This is a genomic window from Rhizobacter sp. (genome assembly GCF_035702065.1).
GTDB lineage: Bacteria > Pseudomonadota > Gammaproteobacteria > Burkholderiales > Burkholderiaceae_C > Rhizobacter.
On the sequence record NZ_DASSRA010000142.1, the window covers coordinates 52,672 to 73,018 of the forward strand.

Sequence of the window (20,347 nt, forward strand, 5' to 3'; positions counted from 1 at the left end):
AATGGCTGAGACAATCGGCCACATGACAGCAGCAGATGAATGGCTCAAGGTCGAATCCCTCGACCTCGAAGCGCAAGGCGTGGCGCACAACTCGGAAGGCAAGGTGGTCTTCATCGACGGCGCCTTGCCCGGTGAAGAAGTCCGGGTCAGTGTCCAGCGCAAGAAGAACAACTGGGAGCAGGCCACGCCGGTGGCCTTGCGGCGCGAGAGTTCGCAGCGGGTCACGCCTGCCTGCCGCCACTTTGGCGTCTGTGGCGGCTGCAAGATGCAGCACTTCCACGTGGGCGCGCAGGTGGCAACCAAGCAGCGCGCACTCGAAGACGCGCTGTGGCACCTGGGCAAGGTCAAGGCGGAGCGCGTGTTGCGGCCGATCGAAGGGCCGTCCTGGGGTTATCGCTACCGGGCTCGTTTGTCGGTGCGCTACGTGGTGAAGAAAGAGCGTGTGCTGGTCGGCTTCCATGAACGCAAGTCGAGCTACGTGGCCGACATGGACAGTTGCGAGGTGCTGCCGCCGCATCTGAGTGCCATGCTGGTGCCGCTGCGGGATCTGGTTGCCGACATGGATCAGCGCGACCGCCTGCCGCAGATCGAGGTGGCGGTGGGTGACCAGGTCACCGCGCTGGTGTTGCGCCACCTGGAGCCGATGAGCGCTGGTGACCTCCAGCGCCTGCGCGAGTTCGCGCAGCGGCACGCGGTGCAATGGTGGTTGCAGCCCAAGGGCCCGGACACCGTCCATCTGCTGGACGCTGGCGGCCCACCGCTGGCCTACACGCTGCCCGAGTTCGGCATCACGATGCCCTTCAAGCCGACCGACTTCACCCAGGTCAACCACCAGATCAACCGCGTGTTGGTGAGCCGTGCCTTGCGTCTGCTTGATGCGGGTTCGAACGACCGCGTGATCGACTGGTTCTGCGGCCTGGGTAACTTCACGCTGCCGATCGCCACGCAGGCGAACGAAGTACTGGGCATCGAGGGCAGTGACGCGCTGGTGGCCCGTTCACGCGAGAACGCCGCACTCAACGCGCTGCAGGCGAAGGCGAGCTTCGTGGCGCGCAATCTGTTCGAGATCACTCCGGAAGAACTGGCCAGCTATGGCCGGGCCGACAAGTGGCTGGTCGACCCGCCGCGCGAAGGGGCGTTTGCGCTCGCCAAGGCCTTGGCCGATCTGCACGCCGAGCCAACCCGCGCCGAGGGCTACGTGCCGCCGTCGCGCATCGTCTACGTGAGCTGCAACCCGGCCACGCTGGCCCGGGATGCCGGCTTGCTGGTGCACCAGGCCGGCTACCGTTGCGTGGCTGCAGGAGCCATCAACATGTTCCCGCACACCGCGCACGTTGAAAGCATGGCGGTCTTCGAGAAAGACTGAACCCACCAAAGAGAAGGGGCCCTGCGAGGGGCCCCTTTTTTTTACTTGGTACCGTCAGGCGCGTCAGTCGCGTTCGCCACCAAAGATGCCGAGCAGGCTCAGCAGGTTGGTGAAGACGTTGTAGACGTCCAGGTAGATCGCCAGTGTGGCGGTCACATAGTTGGTTTCACCGCCATCGACGATGCGCTTCAGGTCATACAGCATGTAGGCCGAGAAGATCAGGATCGCCAGGACCGAGACGGTCATCATCAAGGCCGGCATCTGCAGCCAGATGTTGGCGACGCTGGCGACGATGATGCCGATCAGGCCGACGAACAGCCACTTACCCATGCCGGAGATATCGCGCTTGATGGTGCTGGCCAAGGTGGCCATGCCGAAGAACACCAGCGCGGTGCCACCAAACGCCATGGTGATCAGCTGGCTGCCGTTGCGGAAGTTGCCCAGGATGCCGCCGAGCAGGCGCGACAGCATCAGGCCCATGAAAAAGGTGAATGCCAGCAGCAGCACAACGCCCAGGCCGGAGTTCTTGGTCTTTTCGATGGCGAAGAAGAAGCCAAAGGCCACGCCCATGAACACCATGAAACCGATGAGTGGGTTGGCTGCGAACCAGTTGAAGCCCATCTGCAGGCCCACCCAGGAGCCCAGCACGGTGGGAACCATGGAAAGCGCCAGCAGCCAGTACGTGTTGCGGAGCACACGGTTGCGCTGGTCGGCGGTGGTGACCGTTCCGGTAAAACCGTAAGCGGTCTGCAGGTTGTCGTTCATGAATCCTCCTGTTTGAAGAAACTGCGTGTGTTCAGAGCCGGTTCATCGCATTCTAGTTCCCTGCTGCGGCCTCAGACATGCCTGCAAACCTCCATGCCTTGGCATAGAGCATGCTGCTGGTTCCTTGAACCACAGGAGAAGTGCGCATGAAAAGCAAACCAGTGCTCGGGTTGGATGAGGTCAAGCGGATCGCTGCCGCGGCCGAAGCCGAGGCGCTAGCCCATGGCTGGGCGGTGACCATCGCCATCGCGGATGACGGTGGGCATTTGCTGTGGTTGCAGCGGCTCGATGGGGCGGCGCCGATATCGGCCCACATTGCGCCGGCCAAGGCGCATACGGCGGCTCTCGGGCAACGCGAGAGCAAGACCTACGAAGACATGATCAATCAGGGGCGCACGGCCTTCCTCAGTGCGCCTGAAGTCCAGGGGCTGCTGGAGGGTGGGGTGCCCATTCTGGTGCAAGGGCAGTGCGTGGGCGCAGTGGGCGTCAGCGGTGTCAAAGCCAGCGAGGACGCGCGGGTTGCCAAGGCGGGTGTGGCGGCGCTGGGTCTGCCCGGCTGAAAACTCAGGCCGAGACGGGGATCAGCGCGAAGGTTGCTGCGTGGGGGCGGGCACCCGAAGAGCGGGCGGATTCAAAGACATCACGGGCGCAATCGGCGCAGCGGCCACAGCATGAGGCCACGCCGCTGTCCATCTGCAGTTCGTCGAAGCTCGCGCAACCATCGCGCGCGTGGCGCTCGATGTCGCGGTCTGAAATCCGTTGGCACACGCAAACAATCATCTTGGATCGCTCCCGGCCCAGACGTCAGGCCGACGGAAGCGATCTTAAATAAGAATGATTCGTAATTCAAGATCCCGCCCTACACCCATGCACTGGGGCGGGATTTGTGCGCATCTCAGGCCTCGATTTCGCCCATTTGAGACTGCAGGTAGTTTTGGAGGCCCACTTTGGCGACCAGTTCGATCTGGGTTTCGAGGAAGTCGATGTGCTCCTCGGTGTCGTCAAGGATTTCCTGCAGCAGGTCGCGCGACACGTAGTCGCGCACCGATTCGCAGTGGGCGATGCCTTCCTTGATGGTCGCTTGCGCGCCTGTCTCCGACTTGAGGTCGCAGTTCAGGATCTCCACTGTGTCTTCACCGACCAACAGCTTGCCAAGGTCTTGCAGGTTGGGCAGTCCGTCTAGCGTGAAGATGCGATCCATCAGCTTGTCGGCGTGCTTCATTTCGCCAATGGATTCGGCGTACTCCTTGGCGGCCAGCTTGTCCAACCCCCAGTGCTTCAGCATCCGGTAGTGCAGGAAGTACTGGTTGATGGCGGTGAGTTCGTTCTTGAGCTGCGCGTTGAGCAGCTCGATGACCTTGGGGTCGCCTTTCATGTTCCAACTCCTCTTGTTGTGTGCAAAGCGGATTATGGAAGCCTGCGAGGTGCGCGATTCGCTTCTCCCGGGACAGTGCAGGGCTCTAGAAACGATAAGCGTTCCTACTCGTATGGGGGGGCGTTGAGGGTCAACCCTCGGGTACAATTCGAAGGTTTACCCGCAACCCCACCGCCCAGCGAATCTCTCGCTGTTTCCTGCCGAAAACTCCAACAGTTTTCTCAACCGGTCTTGTGCTCGAAGAGCAGAGCTGGGCGCGCACAAAATCGGAGAATCGTGTGCCCCCGCCATTGCTGCCAAATCAAGCTCAGGCTCTTCTAGCACTTGCGGACGGAACGGTCTTCCAGGGCGTGTCCATCGGCGCTGCCGGGCACACTGTCGGCGAAGTGGTGTTCAACACCGCACTCACCGGCTACCAGGAAATCCTCACCGATCCGAGCTACTGCCGCCAGATCGTCACCCTCACGTATCCGCACATCGGCAACTACGGCGTCAACCGTGAAGACGTCGAGGCGAGCAAGGTGTTTGCCGCTGGCTTGATCATCAAGGATCTGCCGATCGCGGCCTCCAACTTTCGTCAGAGCACAGGTCTGTCTGCCTACCTCAAGGCCGAGGGAACGGTGGCCATTGCCGGCATCGACACGCGCCGCCTGACGCGCGTTCTGCGCAGCAAGGGTGCTCAGAACGGTTGCATCTTCACGCTGCCGCTCGGCGAGGTGCTGACCGCTGCACATACCGACAAAGCGATCGCACTCGCCAAGTCGGCGCCTTCCATGAGCGGGCTGGATCTGGCCAAGGTCGTCAGTCAGTCCGACGTCACGGAATGGACCGAAACCGAATGGACGCTCGAAGGCGGCTACGGCGCGCTGAAAGCGCCGCGCTTCCACGTTGTCGCCTATGACTTCGGTGTCAAGCGCAACATCCTGCGCATGCTCGCCAGCCGCGGCTGCAAGGTCACCGTGGTGCCGGCGCAGACGCCCGCTGCCGAGGTGCTCAAACACAAGCCGGACGGCATCTTCCTGAGCAACGGGCCGGGTGACCCGGAGCCCTGCGACTACGCGATCAATGCAACCCGCGAGCTGATCGACGCTGGCATTCCCACCTTCGGCATCTGCCTGGGCCACCAGATCCTGGCCCTTGCCTCCGGTGCCAAGACCTTCAAGATGAAGTTCGGCCACCACGGTGCCAACCACCCGGTGAAAGACCTGGACAACGGCCGTGTGAGCATCACCAGTCAGAACCATGGCTTTGCGGTGGACGAGAAGACGCTGCCCGCCAACCTGCGGCCCACGCACGTGAGCCTGTTCGACGGCACGCTGCAAGGCCTGGCCCGCACCGACAAACCCGCCTTCTGCTTCCAGGGGCACCCCGAAGCATCACCCGGACCGCATGACATCTCTTACCTGTTCGACCGTTTCACCGCGCTGATGGAGAAGAAGACAAATGCCTAAGCGCTCAGACCTCAAATCCATTCTCATCATTGGTGCCGGCCCGATCATCATCGGCCAGGCCTGTGAATTCGACTACTCAGGCGCACAGGCCTGCAAGGCGCTGCGCGAAGAGGGCTACAAGGTCATCCTCGTCAACAGCAACCCGGCGACGATCATGACCGACCCGGAGATGGCTGATGTGACCTACATCGAGCCCATCACCTGGCAGGTGGTCGAGAAGATCATCGCCAAGGAGCGGCCCGATGCCGTGCTGCCCACCATGGGTGGGCAGACCGCGCTGAACTGCGCGCTCGACCTGCACAAGAACGGCGTGCTGGCCAAGTACAACGTCGAGATGATCGGCGCCAACGAGAAGGCCATCGAAAAGGCCGAAGACCGCCTGAAGTTCAAGGACGCGATGACGGGCATCGGCCTGCATTCGGCCAAGAGCGGCATTGCGCACTCGATGGAAGAAGCGCTCGCGGTGCAGCGCCGCATCACGCAAGAGATCGGTGGCACTGGTTTCCCGATGGTGATCCGCCCCAGCTTCACGCTGGGCGGCACGGGTGGCGGCATTGCCTACAACCCCGAAGAGTTCGAAGAGATCTGCAAGCGCGGCCTCGACCTGTCGCCGACCAAGGAGCTGCTGATCGAAGAAAGCCTCATTGGATGGAAAGAGTTCGAGATGGAAGTCGTGCGCGACCGCGCCGACAACTGCATCATCGTGTGCTCGATCGAGAACCTCGACCCGATGGGCATCCATACCGGTGACTCCATCACCGTGGCCCCGGCGCAGACGCTCACCGACAAGGAATACCAGCTCCTACGCAACGCCAGCATCGCCATCCTGCGCGAGATCGGCGTGGACACCGGTGGCTCGAACGTGCAGTTCTCGATCAACCCGAAGAACGGCCGCATGGTCGTCATCGAGATGAACCCGCGCGTGAGCCGCTCCTCCGCGCTGGCCTCGAAGGCGACTGGCTTCCCGATTGCCAAGGTGGCGGCCAAGCTGGCCGTGGGCTACACGCTCGACGAGCTGCGCAACGACATCACGGGCGGCGCCACGCCGGCCTCGTTCGAGCCCAGCATCGACTACGTCGTCACCAAGATCCCACGCTTCGCATTCGAGAAGTTCCCGGCCGCCGACTCGCACCTCACGACGCAAATGAAGTCGGTGGGTGAGGTGATGGCCATGGGCCGTACCTTCCAGGAGAGCTTCCAGAAGGCCCTGCGCGGCCTCGAAACCGGCATCGACGGCCTGACCGAGCGCAGCACCGACCGCGACGAGATCATCGAGGAGATCGGCGAAGCCGGCCCCGAGCGCATCCTCTATGTGGGCGACGCCTTCCGCATCGGCATGAGCTTGCAAGAGGTGTTTGAAGAGACCGCCATCGACCCATGGTTCCTGGCGCAGATCGAGCAACTGATTCAGGTCGAGTTGACGATCACGGGTCGCTCGCTCGACAGCCTCAGCGCGGGCGAATTGCGCTACCTGAAGCAAAAAGGCTTCTCTGACAAGCGGCTTGCCAAACTGCTGCGCACCAACCAGCACGCGGTGCGTGAAGCGCGCTGGGCGCAGAATGTGCGCCCCGTCTACAAGCGTGTGGACACCTGTGCCGCCGAGTTCTCCACGCAGACGGCCTACATGTACTCGACGTATGACGAAGAGTGCGAAGCCGAGCCCACCAACAAGAAGAAGATCATGGTCTTGGGCGGTGGACCGAACCGCATCGGCCAGGGCATCGAGTTCGACTATTGTTGTGTCCATGCTGCCCTCGCCATGCGCGAGGACGGCTACGAGACCATCATGGTGAACTGCAACCCCGAGACCGTCTCGACAGACTACGACACCTCGGATCGTCTGTACTTCGAGCCGGTGACGCTGGAAGACGTGCTGGAAATCGTCGACAAGGAAAAGCCCCTCGGCGTGATCGTGCAGTACGGTGGCCAGACGCCGCTCAAGCTGGCGCTCGATCTGGAGAGAGCTGGCGTGCCCATTGTGGGCACCACGCCCGACAGCATCGACATTGCCGAAGACCGCGAACGATTCCAGAAGCTGCTGCATGCGCTGGGCCTGAAGCAGCCGCCCAACCGTACCGCCCGAACCGAAGAGCAAGCCCTGCAACTGGCGCAAGAGATCGGCTACCCGCTGGTCGTTCGTCCGAGCTACGTGCTCGGTGGCCGCGCAATGGAGATCGTGCACGGCGACAAGGATCTCGAGCGTTACATGCGCGAGGCTGTGAAAGTCAGCGAGAAGTCACCGGTGCTGCTGGATCGCTTCCTTGACGATGCCATCGAAGTCGACGTGGACTGCATCAGCGACGGCAGCGACAGCCCTGACGGCACGATGATCGGCGGCATCATGGAACACGTCGAACAGGCGGGCATCCATTCCGGCGATTCGGCCTGTTCACTGCCTCCGTATTCGCTGCCGAAGGCGCTGCAGGACGAACTCCGCCGTCAGACCATCGCCATGGCGCGTGCGCTCAAGGTCAAAGGCCTGATGAACGTGCAGTTCGCCATCCAGGGTGAAGGCGACGAGGCCATCGTCTATGTGCTCGAGGTGAACCCCCGTGCCTCGCGCACGGTGCCCTTCGTCTCCAAGGCCACCGGCCAGCCGCTGGCCAAGATCGCTGCACGCTGCATGGTGGGCCGGAAGCTGTCGGAGCAGAAGGACCAGCGCGGCCGCGTGCCGGCAGAAGTGATTCCGCCGTACTTCTCGGTCAAGGAAGCGGTGTTTCCGTTCAACAAGTTCCCTGGCGTCGACCCGATCCTCGGGCCAGAGATGCGCTCCACCGGCGAGGTGATGGGCGCGGGCCGCAGCTTCGGCGAAGCCATGCTCAAGAGCCAGCTGGGCGCGGGCTCGCGTCTGCCCACCAAGGGAACCGTTTGCATCACCGTAAAGAACGGTGACAAGGCGCGTGCCGTGTCGGTCGCCCGTGATCTGCACGCGCTGGGCTTCCAGGTGGTCGCCACCAAGGGAACGGCGGCGGCCATTGCTGGAGGTGGCGTGCCGGTGACTGCAGTCAACAAGGTCAAGGACGGTCGGCCGCACATCGTCGACATGATCAAGGCCGGCGAGATCCAGTTGGTGTTCACCACGGTGGACGAAACGCGGACCGCGATTGCCGATTCGCGCCACATCCGCCAGGCGGCGCTGGCCAATCGGGTCACCTACTACACCAGCATGGCTGGCTGCGAGGCCGCCGTCGAAGGCATGAAGCACCAGGACGATCTGGTGGTGCTATCCCTGCAAGAACTGCACGCGGAACTGCACTAGACTTTCTCGATCTTCTCCATCCATCGGCCGCCGCCGAAACTCCCGCAAGGGAGAAGGCGGCGGTTCTCTTTTGAGTTTCAAGGTTTCACCATGGCTACCATCCCCATTACCACCCGCGGCGCACAGTTGCTGAAAGACGAACTGCACCGCCTGAAGACCGTGGAACGCCACGCTGTGGTCCAGGCCATTGCCGAGGCGCGTGCGCAGGGTGACCTCTCCGAGAACGCAGAGTACGAAGCCGCCAAGGACAAGCAAGGCTTCATCGAGGGCCGCATCCTGGAAGTCGAGGGCAAGCTTGCCGCGGCTCAGATCATTGATCCCGCTGCATTGAATGCCGAAGGGCGGGTGGTTTTCGGGGCCACGGTCGACCTGGAGGAAGAGGACAGCGGCGCTGCCGTCACGTACCAGATTGTTGGCGAAGACGAGGCCGACCTGAAGCAGGGCCGCATCTCCATCAGCTCACCCATTGCCCGCGCGCTCATTGGCAAGGAAGAAGGCTCGGTGGCCGAGGTGCAGGCCCCTGGCGGCATCAAGAGCTACGAAATCATCAAGGTCCGCTACATCTGAGCGGCACCGTGCGCTTGGACATCCGGCGTTCGGCCGCGTGCATCGCCGGGCTCTGGGCGGGGCTGATCCTCAGCATCGCGGTGATCGGCGCGCCATCGGCATTTGCGAGTTTGCCGGCCGATACCGCCGGGCGGATTGCCGGGCGCATGTTCATGCAGGAGGCCTACGCAGGCCTGGCCGTTTCGGTCATCCTGTTGCTGATGGTGCGACGCTTGGCGCGTACCGACTCGCAAGCCGGCCAGGGCTCGGTGTTCAGCACCAACGTCGTGCTGGTGCTCGGCACCCTGTTCTGCACGATGTTCGGCTACTTTGCCCTCCAGCCCATGATGGCTGCCGCTCGGGCGGGCCAAGGGGCATGGTCGTTCGGGGCATTGCACGGCGTGTCTGCCGTCTTCTTCGGGCTCAAGGGCCTGCTGGCCGTGGTGCTGGCCTGGCGCCTGGCGGCAGCCTGACGCAGAACTCAGTCGGCTGCGGTGCGCTTGATGCTAGTGATGCGCTTCTTGGCGCGCTTCACTTCGCCGCCGGCAGCGAGTCGCTGGTTGCCCAGCAGCTTGATCTTCTTGACCTGCGGGCGGTGGTTGCCGCTCTTGGAGAACTTGAGGATCTTCACCATCTTCGGGCCGGCGCCGCGGTCTTCACGTTCGGCCTTTTCCTTCGGAGGCACCGGGCGCCACAGCACCAGCAGCTTGCCGATGTGCTGGATGGGGGCGGCGTTCAGTTCGTCACTCAGGCGCGCCAGAATGGCTTCGCGGGTTTCGCGCTCATCGGAGAAGACCCGCACCTTGATCAGGCCGTGCGCGTTGAGCGCGGCATCGGTTTCCTTGATCACGGCGGCGGTAAGGCCTTCGGCACCGATGCGAACCACGGGCTCGAGGTGATGGGCTTCGGCGCGTTTTTCCTTGCGCTGGACGGGGCGGAGTTCGATGGCAGGCATGGCTCTATTATCGGTCGACCTAGAGCAGGCACATGAAAACCCAAACAAAAAGCAAGAAGGTCAACAAGGCGTGGCTGCACGACCATGTGAACGACACCTACGTCAAGCTGGCCCAGAAGGAAGGGTACCGTGCCCGCGCGGCCTACAAGCTCAAGGAAATCGACGAGACCTTGAAGCTCATCCGGCCCGGCCAGCTGGTGGTGGATCTGGGTTCCACGCCCGGGGCGTGGAGCCAGTACGTGCGCCGCAAGTTCGTCGGCGAGGCGGGCGCTGCGGTCGGCGAACTCAACGGCACGATCATCGCTCTCGACATCCTCCCCATGGAGCCGATCGAGGGGGTCACCTTCATCCAGGGTGACTTCCGGGAAGATGCAGTGCTGGCCCAACTGGATGCCTTGGTTGCCGGTCGCCCGGTCGACGTGGTGATTTCCGACATGGCCCCCAATCTCTCGGGCATTGCGAGTACCGACGCCGCCCGGATTGAACACCTGGTCGAACTGGCGGTGGACTTCGCCCAGAACCACCTGAGCCCTAACGGGGTTCTGGTGGCCAAGGTCTTTCACGGTGGCAGCCACGCTCCCCTGACCGAGCTCTTCAAAAGCACTTTCCGGGTGGTGAAACCCATCAAACCCAAGGCATCTCGTGACAAGTCGGCCGAAACCTTTCTTGTCGGCCTGGGTCTCAAGAAGCCGTGATCCAAGCCGATGAACGTTCGTGAAGTAGTGCCCTGTTGGCCCGTCATACACCCTTGCCACGGAGGGGCGCCTTGACCCGGCCGCTCCCCTTGTCTGAACTAGAATCCGCCCCATATGCCGTGGATGTGGGGCACGCCGTGCGCCTGTGCGGAAGTTTTGATTTGCAGAAGGAGCCGCGGTGAACAATCAATGGTTCTCTAAAGTCGCTGTCTGGTTGGTGATCGCCCTGGTGCTGTTCACTGTCTTCAAGCAGTTCGACAAGCCCCGCGTCGTTGAGAGCGTCACCTACACGCAGTTCATGGACGATGCCAAAGCCGGCAAAGTCAAGCGCGTCGAGGTTCAGGGCCGCAATCTCAAAGTCACTCCGGGCGACGGTCAGCCTTATACGATCGCCTCGCCAGGCGACCTGTGGATGGTTGGCGACCTGATGAAGTACGGTGTGCAAGTCACCGGCAAGGCCGATGAGGAGCCCTCCATCCTGATGAGCATGCTCGTCTCCTGGGGCCCCATGCTGCTGTTGATTGCGGTGTGGATCTACTTCATGCGCCAGATGCAAGGCGGTGGCAAGGGCGGGGCGTTCAGCTTCGGCAAGTCCAAGGCCCGCATGCTCGACGAGGCCAACAACACCACGACCTTCGCCGACGTCGCTGGCTGCGACGAGGCCAAGGAAGAGGTCAAGGAACTGGTCGACTTCCTGAAGGATCCACAGAAGTTCCAGAAGCTGGGTGGTCGCATCCCGCGTGGCGTGCTGCTGGTGGGCCCTCCGGGCACCGGCAAGACCCTGCTGGCCAAGGCCATTGCTGGTGAAGCCAAGGTGCCGTTCTTCAGCATTTCGGGCTCCGACTTCGTCGAGATGTTCGTGGGCGTGGGCGCGGCCCGCGTGCGCGACATGTTCGAGCAGGCCAAGAAGAGCGCGCCTTGCATCATCTTCGTCGACGAAATCGACGCCGTGGGCCGCCATCGCGGCGCGGGCCTGGGTGGCGGCAACGACGAGCGCGAGCAAACGCTGAACCAGATGCTCGTCGAGATGGACGGCTTCGAGACCAACATGGGCGTGATCGTGATGGCCGCGACCAATCGGCCCGACATTCTCGACCCGGCGCTGCTTCGCCCCGGCCGCTTCGACCGCCAGGTCTACGTGACGCTGCCCGACGTGCGCGGCCGCGAGCAGATCCTGAACGTGCACATGCGCAAGGTTCCGGTCGGGCAGGACATCCGTGCCGACATCCTCGCCCGCGGCACCCCGGGCTTCTCGGGTGCCGACCTGGCCAACCTGGTCAACGAGGCCGCCCTGTTCGCTGCTCGCCGCAACGGTCGGGTGGTCGACATGGTCGACTTCGAGAAGGCCAAGGACAAGATCATGATGGGCCCGGAGCGCAAGTCCATGGCCATGGCCGAGGAAGAGCGCCGCAACACGGCCTACCATGAGTCTGGCCATGCCCTGGTCGCCCGCCTGATGCCCAAGGCCGACCCGGTGCACAAGGTGACGGTGATTCCGCGTGGCCGTGCTCTGGGCGTGACCATGCAGTTGCCCGAAGGTGACCGTTACAGCAGCGACAAGGTTCGCATGCTGAGCACGATCTCTATCCTGTTCGGTGGCCGCATCGCCGAAGAAGTGTTCATGAACGAGATGACCACCGGCGCCAGCAATGACTTCGAGCGTGCCACCCAGATCGCCCGAGACATGGTGATGCGTTACGGCATGAGCGAGGCCATGGGCCCGATGGTCTACGCCGAGAACGAAGGCGAAGTCTTCCTGGGCCGCTCGGTCACCAAGACGACCAACGTGTCCGAAGAGACCATGCAGAAGGTCGATGCCGAAGTGCGGCGCATCATCGACGAGCAGTACGCCATCGCCCGCAAGCTCATCGAGGACAACCAGGACAAGATGCACGCGATGGCCAAGGCCTTGCTCGAATGGGAAACCATCGACAGCGACCAGATCGACGACATCATGAGCGACAAGCCGCCGCGCCCGCCCAAGGACTGGTCGTCTTCGTCGAGCAAGTCGGGTGGGTCGACCCCGCCGGTCAAGCCCGACAGCGCACCGGCCGCGGCCTGACGCGTCGAAGCGGTATCCATGCGACACGGGGCTTCGGCCCCGTTTCCGTTTCTGTTTCCACTTCTTGCGAGGCTGCATGGCCGTCTGGCAGACCACCCGATTCCGCATCGACCTGAGCCGCCCCCAGGTGATGGGCATCGTCAACATCACACCGGACTCGTTTTCGGATGGCGGTCAACATGCCACCACGCAGGCCGCGCTGGCGCATTGCGAGCAACTGCTCAAGGATGGCGCCGACATCCTCGACCTCGGCGGGGAATCGAGTCGCCCCGGAGCCGAGCCGTTGCCGCTGGAGCAAGAGCTCGCGCGCGTGCTGCCGGTGCTGCGGGGCGCGCTGAGCCTGGGCGTTCCAGTCTCCATCGACACCTACAAGCCCGAGACCATGCGAGCCGTGCTCGACCTCGGTGCCGACATCGTCAACGACATCTATGCCTTGCGCTGGCCCGGCGCCCTGCAAGCGGTGGCGGCCCACCCGACCTGTGGCGTCTGCCTGATGCACAGGCAGGGCGAGCCGCAGTCGATGCAGGTCAAGCCCATCTATGGCGACGTGCTGGCTGAAGTCAGGCAGTTCCTGGCGGAGCGGGCCACTGCGCTGCGCAGTGGTGGCGTGGCGGCGGAACGCATCGCCCTCGACCCGGGTATCGGCTTTGGCAAGACGGTGGAGCACAACTTTGCGTTGCTTGCCCGCCAGCCTGAGCTACTGGCGTTAGGTTATCCCTTGCTGGTGGGCTGGTCACGCAAGAGCAGCCTGGGCGCTCTCACCGGGCGACCGGCCGGCGAACGGCTGGCTGCCAGCGTGGCGGCCGCCATGGCATCCGCCCAGCTGGGCGCCAAGGTGTTGCGGGTGCACGATGTGGCGGCCACTGTGGACGCCCTCAAGGTGGTGGGGGCGGCCCGTTTGCTGGGCCATCCGCAGGGTTAGCTGCTGCACAAGTCCGGGCGGCACAAGGGACACACAACAATGAGCAGAACCTATTTCGGCACCGACGGCATCCGCGGCACCGTGGGCCAGTCGCCCATCACCCCTGACTTCATGCTCCGCCTCGGGCATGCGGTCGGCCGTGTGCTGAAGGCCCACATTGCCCGGCCCAGCGTGCTGATCGGCAAGGACACGCGCATCTCCGGTTACATGATCGAGTCGGCCCTCGAGGCCGGTTTCGCCTCGGCGGGCGTCGACGTGCTGCTGACGGGGCCCTTGCCCACCCCCGGGGTGGCCTACCTCACGCGCGCGCTGCGACTCGATCTGGGTGTGGTGATCAGTGCCTCGCACAACGCCTACGCCGACAACGGCATCAAGTTCTTCTCTGCTGCGGGCGAGAAGCTGCCCGACGCCTGGGAGCAGGAGGTCGAGGCCGCCTTGGCGCAACCGCTGCATTGCGTGGAATCCGCCCAGCTGGGCAAGGCGCGTCGGATCGAAGATGCGCGTGGCCGCTACGTGGAGTTTTGCAAGAGCACCTTCGCCAACGATCTGTCTCTCAAGGGCTTGAAGATCGTGGTCGATGCGGCGCACGGTGCGGCCTACCAGATCGCGCCGGAGGTCTTCCACGAACTGGGTGCCGAAGTGATCGGCATCGGCTGCAGCCCCGACGGCATCAACATCAATGCAGGCTTTGGTGCGACGGCTCCGGCCGCGCTGGTCAAGGCGGTGAAGGAACACCGCGCCGACTACGGCGTGGCGCTCGACGGTGACGCAGACCGACTGCAGCTCGTCGATTCGACCGGGCGGCTCTACAACGGCGACGAATTGCTGTACGTGATGGTGGCCGACCGACTGGCCCAGGGCCAACGCGTCCCGGGGGCCGTGGGCACCTTGATGACCAATATGGCCGTCGAGGTGGCGCTCAAGGCGCTAGACATCCAGTTCGTGCGCGCCAAGGTCGGTGACCGCTATGTGCTCGAAGAGCTCGCAGCCCGTGGCTGGCTGCTGGGTGGCGAAGGCTCGGGTCACCTGCTGGCGCTGGACAAACACACCACGGGCGACGGCATTGTGAGTGCCTTGCAGGTGCTGCAGGCGGTCAGCCGTGGCGGCAAGTCTCTGTCGGATCTGCTCGCGCCGGTGACCCTGTTCCCGCAGGTGCTGGTCAACGTCAGGCTCAAGCCCGGCCAGGACTGGAGGGCCGCTACCGGTCTGGCCGAAGCCCAGGCCGAGGTCGAGCGTGAACTGGGGAAGAACGGCCGCCTGCTGATTCGCCCCTCGGGCACCGAGCCGCTGGTCCGGGTGATGGTGGAAGCCCGCGAAGCCGACCAGGCCCAGGCCTGCGCAGAGCGCCTGGCGAACTTGTTCAGAGGTTAGTGAGCGCTTTTGACGGTTGCATGACAAACATGTGACTCAAAGATGTCGACTCGATGTGTCACGACGCTGTCACATCCGATTTTTACAGTGGCGCCATTCCACAACCAGCTGTCTGGAAAGGTGCACACATGAACGCTCTCTCGATCCGCTTCGCCACCGCGGCCACCGTCGCACTGGGCCTGCTGCCCGCCGCCTCGATGGCGCAGGATGTCACCGGTGCCGGTGCCTCCTTCCCCGCCCCGATCTATGCCAAGTGGGCTGACGCCTACAACAAGGCCAGCGGCGCCCGCATCAACTACCAGTCGGTCGGCTCCGGCGCCGGCCTCAAGCAGATCCGCGGCAAGACCGTGGACTTCGGTGCTTCCGACATGCCGCTCAAGGACGAAGAGCTGCAGAAGGACGGCCTGATCCAGTTCCCCACGGTCATCGGCGGTGTGGTGCCGGTGGTCAACATCGCCGGCATCAAGCCGGGCCAGATCAAGCTCACCGGTGCGCTGCTGGGCGACATCTACCTGGGCAAGATCACCAAGTGGAATGACGCGGCGCTCACCGCCATCAACCCCGGCGTGCCCTTGCCGGACGCAGCCATCTCGGTAGTGCGCCGCGCCGACGGCTCGGGCACCAGCTTCATCTTCACCAACTACCTCTCGAAGGTGAACGAAGAGTGGAAGACCAAGGTGGGTGAGGGCACCGCCGTGAACTGGCCCACGGGCGCGGGTGGCAAGGGCAACGAAGGTGTTGCAGCGTTCGTGAGCCGTCTGCCCAACTCGATCGGTTACGTCGAGTACGCGTACGTCAAGCAGAACAAGATGACCTACACGCTGCTGAAGAACAAGGACGGCGCCTTTGTTGCACCGGACGACGTCAACTTCAAGGCCGCTGCGGCCAATGCCGACTGGGCCAAGACCTTCTACCAGGTGCTGACCGAGCAGCCCGGCAAGGAAGCCTGGCCGCTGACCGGCGCCACCTTCATCATGATCCACAAGGTGCAGGACAAGCCCGTGCAGGCTGCCGCCACGCTCAAGTTCTTTGATTGGGCTTACGTGAATGGTGACAAGGCCGCCGAGGAACTCGAGTACGTCGCGTTGCCCGCGTCCGTCAAGACGCTGGTGCGCAAGCAATGGGGTGAAGTGAAGGACGCCTCGGCCAAGGCCATCAGCCTGCAGTGATCTGAGCGTCCTTTCCTGAGTCTTCGGAGGCACCGTGGCCGCTACACTTCCTGCATCCCACTACGACCCGGACAAGATGCAACGCACTGAGCCGGTGGACCGTCCGCCAGCTGCCCGGCGTACCGCTCCCTGGGCCGACACGGTGTTCTCCGCCTTGGCGCACGGGGCCGCCATCCTCACCCTGCTCATGTTGGCCGGCATCATCGGCTCGCTGCTGATAGGGGCCGCGCCCGCCATCCGCGAGTACGGCCTGAGCTTCCTGTGGAGTGCCGACTGGGATCCGGTGCAAGACAAGTACGGCGGCCGGGTGATGATCTACGGCACGCTGATGACCTCGTTCATCGCCTTGCTCATCGCCGTGCCCGTGAGCTTCGGCATCGCGCTGTTCCTCACCGAGCTCGCTCCCGGCTGGCTGCGGCGTCCGCTGGGCATCGCGGTCGAATTGCTGGCGGCCGTGCCTTCCATCGTGTACGGCATGTGGGGCCTGCTGGTGTTCAGCCCGGTGCTGTCCACCTATGTGCAGCAACCCTTGCAGGCGGTTTTCGGCAACACGCCTTTCCTGAAAGACCTGGTGTCGGGTGCACCGGTGGGCATTGGCATCCTGTCGGCCGGCATCATCCTCGCCATCATGATCATCCCGTTCATCGCGTCCGTGATGCGTGACGTGTTCGAAGTGACCCCGGCCATGCTGAAGGAGTCGGCCTACGGCCTGGGCGCCACCACCTGGGAGGTCGTGTTCAAGGTGGTGCTGCCTTACACCAAGACCGGTGTCATCGGCGGCATCATGCTCGGCCTCGGCCGCGCGCTGGGCGAAACCATGGCCGTCACCTTCGTGATTGGCAACGCCAACCAGCTCACCACGTCACTGTTCGAGGCTGGCAACAGCATCACCGCCGTGCTGGCCAATGAGTTCGCCGAAGCCGGCGACGGCATGCACCAAGCGGCCTTGCTCTACCTCGCACTGGTGCTGTTCTTCATCACCTTCGTGGTGTTGTCGCTGTCCAAGCTCTTGCTGGCTCGCTTGAAGAAGAGCGAAGGAGCACGTTCATGAGCATGACTCTGAGCGCAGACCGGCTGGCGAGAAGCCGGCGCCGCAAGGCCGTGAACATCATCGCACTCACGCTGTCGATGGCAGCGATGGCGTTCGGCCTGTTCTGGCTGGTCTGGATCCTGATCGAGACCTTCCGACAGGGCTTTGGTGGCCTGGCCTGGACGGTCTTCACCGAGATGACGCCTGCACCGCAGGCCGAGACCGGCGGTCTTGCCAATGCCATCTTCGGTTCTCTCGTGATGGTGGTTCTGGCCACGCTGGTCGGCACGCCCATCGGTGTGATGGCCGGCGTCTACCTGGCCGAGTATGGCCAGAAGGGCTGGCTGGGCAGCACCACCCGCTTCATCAACGACATCCTGCTGTCGGGCCCTTCCATCGTGATCGGCCTGTTTGTCTATTCGGTGGTGGTGACGCGCATGAAGGGCTATTCGGGGGTGGCCGGGGCGATCGCGCTCGCACTGATCGTGATCCCGGTGGTCATCCGCACCACCGAGAACATGCTGACGCTGATCCCCAACTCCCTGCGTGAGGCGGCCTACGCGCTCGGCACGCCCAAGTGGCGCGTGATCTCCAGCGTCACGCTGAAGGCCGCGCGTGCCGGTGTGATGACCGGCGTGCTGCTCGCCTTTGCGCGCATCGCCGGGGAAACCGCACCGTTGATGTTCACGGCCTTGTCGAACCAGTTCTGGTCCGCGAACCTCGGCGCGCCGATGGCCAACCTGCCGATGACGATCTGGAAGTTCGCCATGAGCCCCTACGAGAACTGGCAGAAGCTGGCCTGGGCCGGGGTGTTCCTGATCACCATCGGCGTGCTCGTACTCAACATCTGTGCGCGGGTCTTCCTCCGCAACAAACACTGAACCTGGAGTTCACCCCCCATGGACACCAAAGTCGAATTCAGCACGACCGAGAAGCCCAAGCTGGCCGTGCGCGACCTCAACTTCTACTACGGCGCGTTCCACGCACTCAAGCACATCAACCTCGAGATCCCCGAGAAGAAGGTCACCGCCTTCATCGGGCCGTCGGGCTGCGGCAAGTCGACATTGCTGCGCACCTTCAACCGCATGTTCGAGCTCTACCCCGAGCAGCGCGCCGAGGGCGAGATCGTGATCGACGGCGAGAACATCCTCAAGTCGAAGCAGGATGTCTCGCTGATCCGCGCCAAGATCGGCATGGTCTTCCAGAAGCCCACGCCGTTCCCGATGTCGATCTACGACAACATCGCCTTTGGCGTGCGCCTGTTCGAGTCGCTGCCGCGCGTGGAGATGGACGAGCGCGTCGAGTGGGCCCTGAAGAAGGCGGCGCTCTGGACCGAGGTGCGTGACAAGCTCGACCAGAGCGGCTCCGGCCTGTCCGGCGGCCAGCAGCAGCGCCTGTGCATTGCGCGGGGCATTGCGATCAAGCCCGAAGTGCTGCTGCTCGACGAACCGTGTTCGGCGCTGGACCCGATCTCCACCGGAAAGATCGAAGAGCTGATCCACGAGCTGAAGAACGACTACACGGTGGTGATCGTCACCCACAACATGCAGCAGGCCGCGCGCTGTTCCGACTACACGGCCTACATGTACCTGGGCGACCTCATCGAGTTTGGCCCGACTTCGGAGCTCTTCATGAAGCCGAAGAAGAAGGACACCGAGGACTACATCACCGGCCGTTTCGGCTGAAGCGGAGGAATGAACCATCATGGTTGAAAAGCATCTTTCCACCCAGTTCGACGCCGAGCTGAGCGGCATCTCCACCCGTGTGCTCGAGATGGGTGGGCTGGTCGAGTCTCAGGTTGCCCAGTCGGTTTACGCCCTGACCAACTTCAGTGGCGACGTGGCCACCGAGGTGTTGCGCAACGAAGAGCGTGTCAATGCGATGGAGGTCGAGATCGACCGCGATCTCTCGACAATCATTGCGCGGCGCCAGCCCACGGCACGCGATCTGCGCCTGCTGATCGCCATCTCCAAGACCATTGCCAACCTGGAGCGCGTGGGTGACGAGGCGGCGCGCATCGCGCGCACGGTCCAGCGCCTGATCAACACCGGTGTGTCGAGCCGCTTGCGCCTGCCCGTCAATGACTTGGCCTACGAGTCGGAACTGGCCATCGCCCAGCTGCGCAAGGCGCTCGATGCCTTTGCCCGGCTCGACACCGCCAAGGCGGTCGAGATCCTCAAGCAAGACGACCAGATCGACCAGGAATTCGACGGCTTGATGCGCAAGCTCATCACCTACATGATGGAAGACCCGCGCACCATCTCGTCGAGCATCGACCTCGTGTTCGTGGCCAAGGCCATCGAGCGCGTGGGCGACCATGCCAAGAACCTGGCGGAGGTCATCATCTACATCGTCAAGGGGACCGACGTTCGTCACAACCCCGTCGAGACGGTCGAGTCGATGGTCAAGTGATCAGGAGCCACGCATGAGTCAGGTTCTGGTGGTGGAAGACGAATCGGCGATCGCCGAATTGATGTCGATCAACCTGCGGCACGCCGGCTACGAGGTGGTGATCGCCGCCACGGCCGACGAGGCCTTGCTGCAGGTGGATCGCGTGCTGCCCGATCTGGTGGTGCTCGACTGGATGCTGCCCGGCCAGTCGGGTTTGCAGCTCGCCAAGCGCTGGCGCTCGCAGGCACGCACGCGCGAGCTGCCGATCATCATGCTCACCGCGCGTGCAGAAGAAGCCGACAAGATCTCAGGGCTCGATGCCGGTGCCGACGACTACCTCACCAAGCCGTTCTCGACCCACGAGTTGATGGCCCGCATTCGCGCCGTGTTGCGCCGCAAGGCGCCTGAGGCGCTGGACGCGGCCGTGGAGATCGGCACGCTCAAGCTCGACCCGGCCACTCGCCGTGTCGCACGCGACGGGCAGGAGGTTCGCCTCGGCCCCACCGAGTTCCGCCTGCTGCACTTCTTCATGACGCACCCGGAGCGTGTGCACAGCCGCTCCCAGCTGCTCGACCGTGTTTGGGGCGACCATGTCTTCATCGAGGAACGTACCGTTGACGTTCACGTGAAGCGCCTGCGCGAAGCCTTGAGCCCGGTGAATTGCTCGCACATGATCGAAACCGTGCGGGGCGCTGGCTACCGCCTCACCCAACAGGCGCAGACCCTGTCTGCCTGACGACCGTGAACTGGCTCCTGCCGCGGCTGTTTGCTGGTGTCATGGCCATGGTTGCCGGTGCGTTCATCGGTTACCTGAGCGGAGAGTCCATTCATGCGCCCCTGTTCGGCGTGGTGCTGGGTGGGGCCTTGGGGGTGGCGCTGCTGGCCTTGCTGGATACGCTGCGCGGCTACCGCCTCATCCGCTGGCTGAGCGGCACGCAGGAGAACTTGGCGCCGCGCGACACGGGCTTCTGGGGCGAGATCGGCTACCGC

20 protein-coding genes and 1 pseudogene are annotated in these 20,347 nt (G+C 63.5%); 17 read left to right on the top strand and 4 right to left on the bottom strand.

Features of this window, described 5'->3' with window-relative positions; genetic code table 11:
- The first annotated feature begins 22 nt into the window (after nt 1–22).
- Nucleotides 23–1,366 carry a 23S rRNA (uracil(1939)-C(5))-methyltransferase RlmD gene (gene rlmD / locus VFL64_RS06810; RefSeq protein WP_489539621.1) on the top strand — a complete coding sequence of 448 codons (1,344 nt, stop codon included), beginning with the start codon at nt 23–25 and terminating at the stop codon, nt 1,364–1,366.
- Between the two features lie 63 nt (nt 1,367–1,429).
- Here rlmD and VFL64_RS06815 read toward each other — a convergent pair whose 3' ends face one another.
- Nucleotides 1,430–2,131, bottom strand: coding sequence for a Bax inhibitor-1/YccA family protein (locus VFL64_RS06815; RefSeq protein WP_489539622.1), 702 nt, complete (start codon nt 2,129–2,131; stop codon nt 1,430–1,432).
- 146 nt (nt 2,132–2,277) lie between these two features.
- Between VFL64_RS06815 and VFL64_RS06820 the strand changes: the two genes are divergently transcribed.
- On the top strand, nt 2,278–2,691 hold the full coding sequence (locus VFL64_RS06820) for a GlcG/HbpS family heme-binding protein (RefSeq protein WP_489539623.1): 414 nt from the start codon (nt 2,278–2,280) through the stop codon (nt 2,689–2,691).
- A gap of 4 nt (nt 2,692–2,695) precedes the next feature.
- On the opposite strand, the gene VFL64_RS06825 is transcribed toward VFL64_RS06820, so the two are convergent.
- Both VFL64_RS06825 and bfr read right to left on the bottom strand, forming a co-directional pair.
- Nucleotides 2,696–2,911 carry a (2Fe-2S)-binding protein gene (locus VFL64_RS06825; RefSeq protein WP_489539624.1) on the bottom strand — a complete coding sequence of 72 codons (216 nt, stop codon included), beginning with the start codon at nt 2,909–2,911 and terminating at the stop codon, nt 2,696–2,698.
- A 115-nt stretch (nt 2,912–3,026) separates the two neighbouring features.
- On the bottom strand, nt 3,027–3,506 hold the full coding sequence (gene bfr, locus VFL64_RS06830) for a bacterioferritin (RefSeq protein WP_489539625.1): 480 nt from the start codon (nt 3,504–3,506) through the stop codon (nt 3,027–3,029).
- A gap of 290 nt (nt 3,507–3,796) precedes the next feature.
- On the opposite strand from bfr, the gene carA reads away from it, so the two are divergent.
- The 4 genes from carA (at nt 3,797) to VFL64_RS06850 (ending at nt 9,235) form a co-directional block, all read left to right on the top strand.
- Complete coding sequence (gene carA / locus VFL64_RS06835) at nt 3,797–4,957, top strand: glutamine-hydrolyzing carbamoyl-phosphate synthase small subunit (RefSeq protein WP_489539641.1); 1,161 nt, start codon at nt 3,797–3,799, stop codon at nt 4,955–4,957.
- Nucleotides 4,950–8,216, top strand: a complete 3,267-nt coding sequence (carB, locus tag VFL64_RS06840) for a carbamoyl-phosphate synthase large subunit (RefSeq protein WP_489539626.1) — start codon at nt 4,950–4,952, stop codon at nt 8,214–8,216. Before carA ends, carB begins: the two co-directional genes overlap by 8 nt.
- A 90-nt stretch (nt 8,217–8,306) precedes the next feature.
- The gene (gene greA, locus VFL64_RS06845) at nt 8,307–8,783 is read left to right on the top strand and encodes a transcription elongation factor GreA (protein WP_489539627.1); all 477 of its coding nucleotides are present in this window, start codon (nt 8,307–8,309) and stop codon (nt 8,781–8,783) included.
- A gap of 8 nt (nt 8,784–8,791) precedes the next feature.
- Entirely contained in the window at nt 8,792–9,235 is a 444-nt protein-coding gene (locus tag VFL64_RS06850; RefSeq protein WP_489539628.1) for a DUF4149 domain-containing protein, read from the top strand.
- Between the two features lie 8 nt (nt 9,236–9,243).
- Here the strand turns inward: VFL64_RS06850 and VFL64_RS06855 are convergent, their stop codons facing one another.
- Nucleotides 9,244–9,717, bottom strand: coding sequence for a YhbY family RNA-binding protein (locus tag VFL64_RS06855; RefSeq protein ID WP_489539629.1), 474 nt, complete (start codon nt 9,715–9,717; stop codon nt 9,244–9,246).
- Between the two features lie 32 nt (nt 9,718–9,749).
- Here VFL64_RS06855 and VFL64_RS06860 point away from each other — a divergent pair, with 32 nt between their 5' ends.
- The 11 genes and pseudogenes from VFL64_RS06860 to VFL64_RS06910 all read left to right on the top strand — a co-directional run.
- Complete coding sequence (locus VFL64_RS06860; protein ID WP_489539630.1) at nt 9,750–10,412, top strand: RlmE family RNA methyltransferase; 663 nt, start codon at nt 9,750–9,752, stop codon at nt 10,410–10,412.
- Nucleotides 10,413–10,590: 178 nt separating this feature from the next.
- On the top strand, nt 10,591–12,474 hold the full coding sequence (gene ftsH / locus VFL64_RS06865) for an ATP-dependent zinc metalloprotease FtsH (protein WP_489539631.1): 1,884 nt from the start codon (nt 10,591–10,593) through the stop codon (nt 12,472–12,474).
- 76 nt (nt 12,475–12,550) lie between these two features.
- Nucleotides 12,551–13,396: a dihydropteroate synthase gene (gene folP / locus VFL64_RS06870; RefSeq protein ID WP_489539632.1), complete on the top strand. Its 846-nt coding sequence runs from the start codon at nt 12,551–12,553 to the stop codon at nt 13,394–13,396.
- Between the two features lie 39 nt (nt 13,397–13,435).
- Nucleotides 13,436–14,767, top strand: a complete 1,332-nt coding sequence (gene glmM, locus VFL64_RS06875; RefSeq protein WP_489539633.1) for a phosphoglucosamine mutase — start codon at nt 13,436–13,438, stop codon at nt 14,765–14,767.
- Between the two features lie 128 nt (nt 14,768–14,895).
- Nucleotides 14,896–15,936 (top strand): phosphate ABC transporter substrate-binding protein PstS, encoded by a 1,041-nt coding sequence (gene pstS / locus VFL64_RS06880; protein WP_489539634.1) that lies wholly within the window; start codon nt 14,896–14,898, stop codon nt 15,934–15,936.
- Nucleotides 15,937–16,012: 76 nt separating this feature from the next.
- Complete coding sequence (pstC, locus tag VFL64_RS06885; RefSeq protein WP_489539635.1) at nt 16,013–16,987, top strand: phosphate ABC transporter permease subunit PstC; 975 nt, start codon at nt 16,013–16,015, stop codon at nt 16,985–16,987.
- Nucleotides 16,984–17,847: a phosphate ABC transporter permease PstA gene (gene pstA, locus VFL64_RS06890; protein WP_489539636.1), complete on the top strand. Its 864-nt coding sequence runs from the start codon at nt 16,984–16,986 to the stop codon at nt 17,845–17,847. The genes pstC and pstA overlap by 4 nt, the downstream gene beginning before the upstream one ends.
- A gap of 18 nt (nt 17,848–17,865) precedes the next feature.
- Nucleotides 17,866–18,651, top strand: a complete 786-nt coding sequence (pstB, locus tag VFL64_RS06895) for a phosphate ABC transporter ATP-binding protein PstB (protein ID WP_489539637.1) — start codon at nt 17,866–17,868, stop codon at nt 18,649–18,651.
- Nucleotides 18,652–18,670: 19 nt separating this feature from the next.
- Nucleotides 18,671–19,378 (top strand): phosphate signaling complex protein PhoU, encoded by a 708-nt coding sequence (gene phoU, locus VFL64_RS06900; RefSeq protein WP_489539638.1) that lies wholly within the window; start codon nt 18,671–18,673, stop codon nt 19,376–19,378.
- Nucleotides 19,379–19,391: 13 nt separating this feature from the next.
- Nucleotides 19,392–20,093 (top strand): phosphate regulon transcriptional regulator PhoB, encoded by a 702-nt coding sequence (gene phoB / locus VFL64_RS06905; protein ID WP_489539639.1) that lies wholly within the window; start codon nt 19,392–19,394, stop codon nt 20,091–20,093.
- A 41-nt stretch (nt 20,094–20,134) separates the two neighbouring features.
- Nucleotides 20,135–20,347: pseudogene (locus VFL64_RS06910) on the top strand (phosphate regulon sensor histidine kinase PhoR); the annotation flags it as partial.

Coding starts and splice junctions, on each gene's coding strand:
- rlmD (WP_489539621.1), top strand. CDS start 23: ATGACAGCAGCAGATGAATGGCTCAAGGTCGAATCCCTCGACCTCGAA.
- VFL64_RS06815 (WP_489539622.1), bottom strand. CDS start 2,131: ATGAACGACAACCTGCAGACCGCTTACGGTTTTACCGGAACGGTCACC.
- VFL64_RS06820 (WP_489539623.1), top strand. CDS start 2,278: ATGAAAAGCAAACCAGTGCTCGGGTTGGATGAGGTCAAGCGGATCGCT.
- VFL64_RS06825 (WP_489539624.1), bottom strand. CDS start 2,911: ATGATTGTTTGCGTGTGCCAACGGATTTCAGACCGCGACATCGAGCGC.
- bfr (WP_489539625.1), bottom strand. CDS start 3,506: ATGAAAGGCGACCCCAAGGTCATCGAGCTGCTCAACGCGCAGCTCAAG.
- carB (WP_489539626.1), top strand. CDS start 4,950: ATGCCTAAGCGCTCAGACCTCAAATCCATTCTCATCATTGGTGCCGGC.
- greA (WP_489539627.1), top strand. CDS start 8,307: ATGGCTACCATCCCCATTACCACCCGCGGCGCACAGTTGCTGAAAGAC.
- VFL64_RS06855 (WP_489539629.1), bottom strand. CDS start 9,717: ATGCCTGCCATCGAACTCCGCCCCGTCCAGCGCAAGGAAAAACGCGCC.
- VFL64_RS06860 (WP_489539630.1), top strand. CDS start 9,750: ATGAAAACCCAAACAAAAAGCAAGAAGGTCAACAAGGCGTGGCTGCAC.
- folP (WP_489539632.1), top strand. CDS start 12,551: ATGGCCGTCTGGCAGACCACCCGATTCCGCATCGACCTGAGCCGCCCC.
- glmM (WP_489539633.1), top strand. CDS start 13,436: ATGAGCAGAACCTATTTCGGCACCGACGGCATCCGCGGCACCGTGGGC.
- pstS (WP_489539634.1), top strand. CDS start 14,896: ATGAACGCTCTCTCGATCCGCTTCGCCACCGCGGCCACCGTCGCACTG.
- pstC (WP_489539635.1), top strand. CDS start 16,013: ATGCAACGCACTGAGCCGGTGGACCGTCCGCCAGCTGCCCGGCGTACC.
- pstA (WP_489539636.1), top strand. CDS start 16,984: ATGAGCATGACTCTGAGCGCAGACCGGCTGGCGAGAAGCCGGCGCCGC.
- pstB (WP_489539637.1), top strand. CDS start 17,866: ATGGACACCAAAGTCGAATTCAGCACGACCGAGAAGCCCAAGCTGGCC.
- phoU (WP_489539638.1), top strand. CDS start 18,671: ATGGTTGAAAAGCATCTTTCCACCCAGTTCGACGCCGAGCTGAGCGGC.
- phoB (WP_489539639.1), top strand. CDS start 19,392: ATGAGTCAGGTTCTGGTGGTGGAAGACGAATCGGCGATCGCCGAATTG.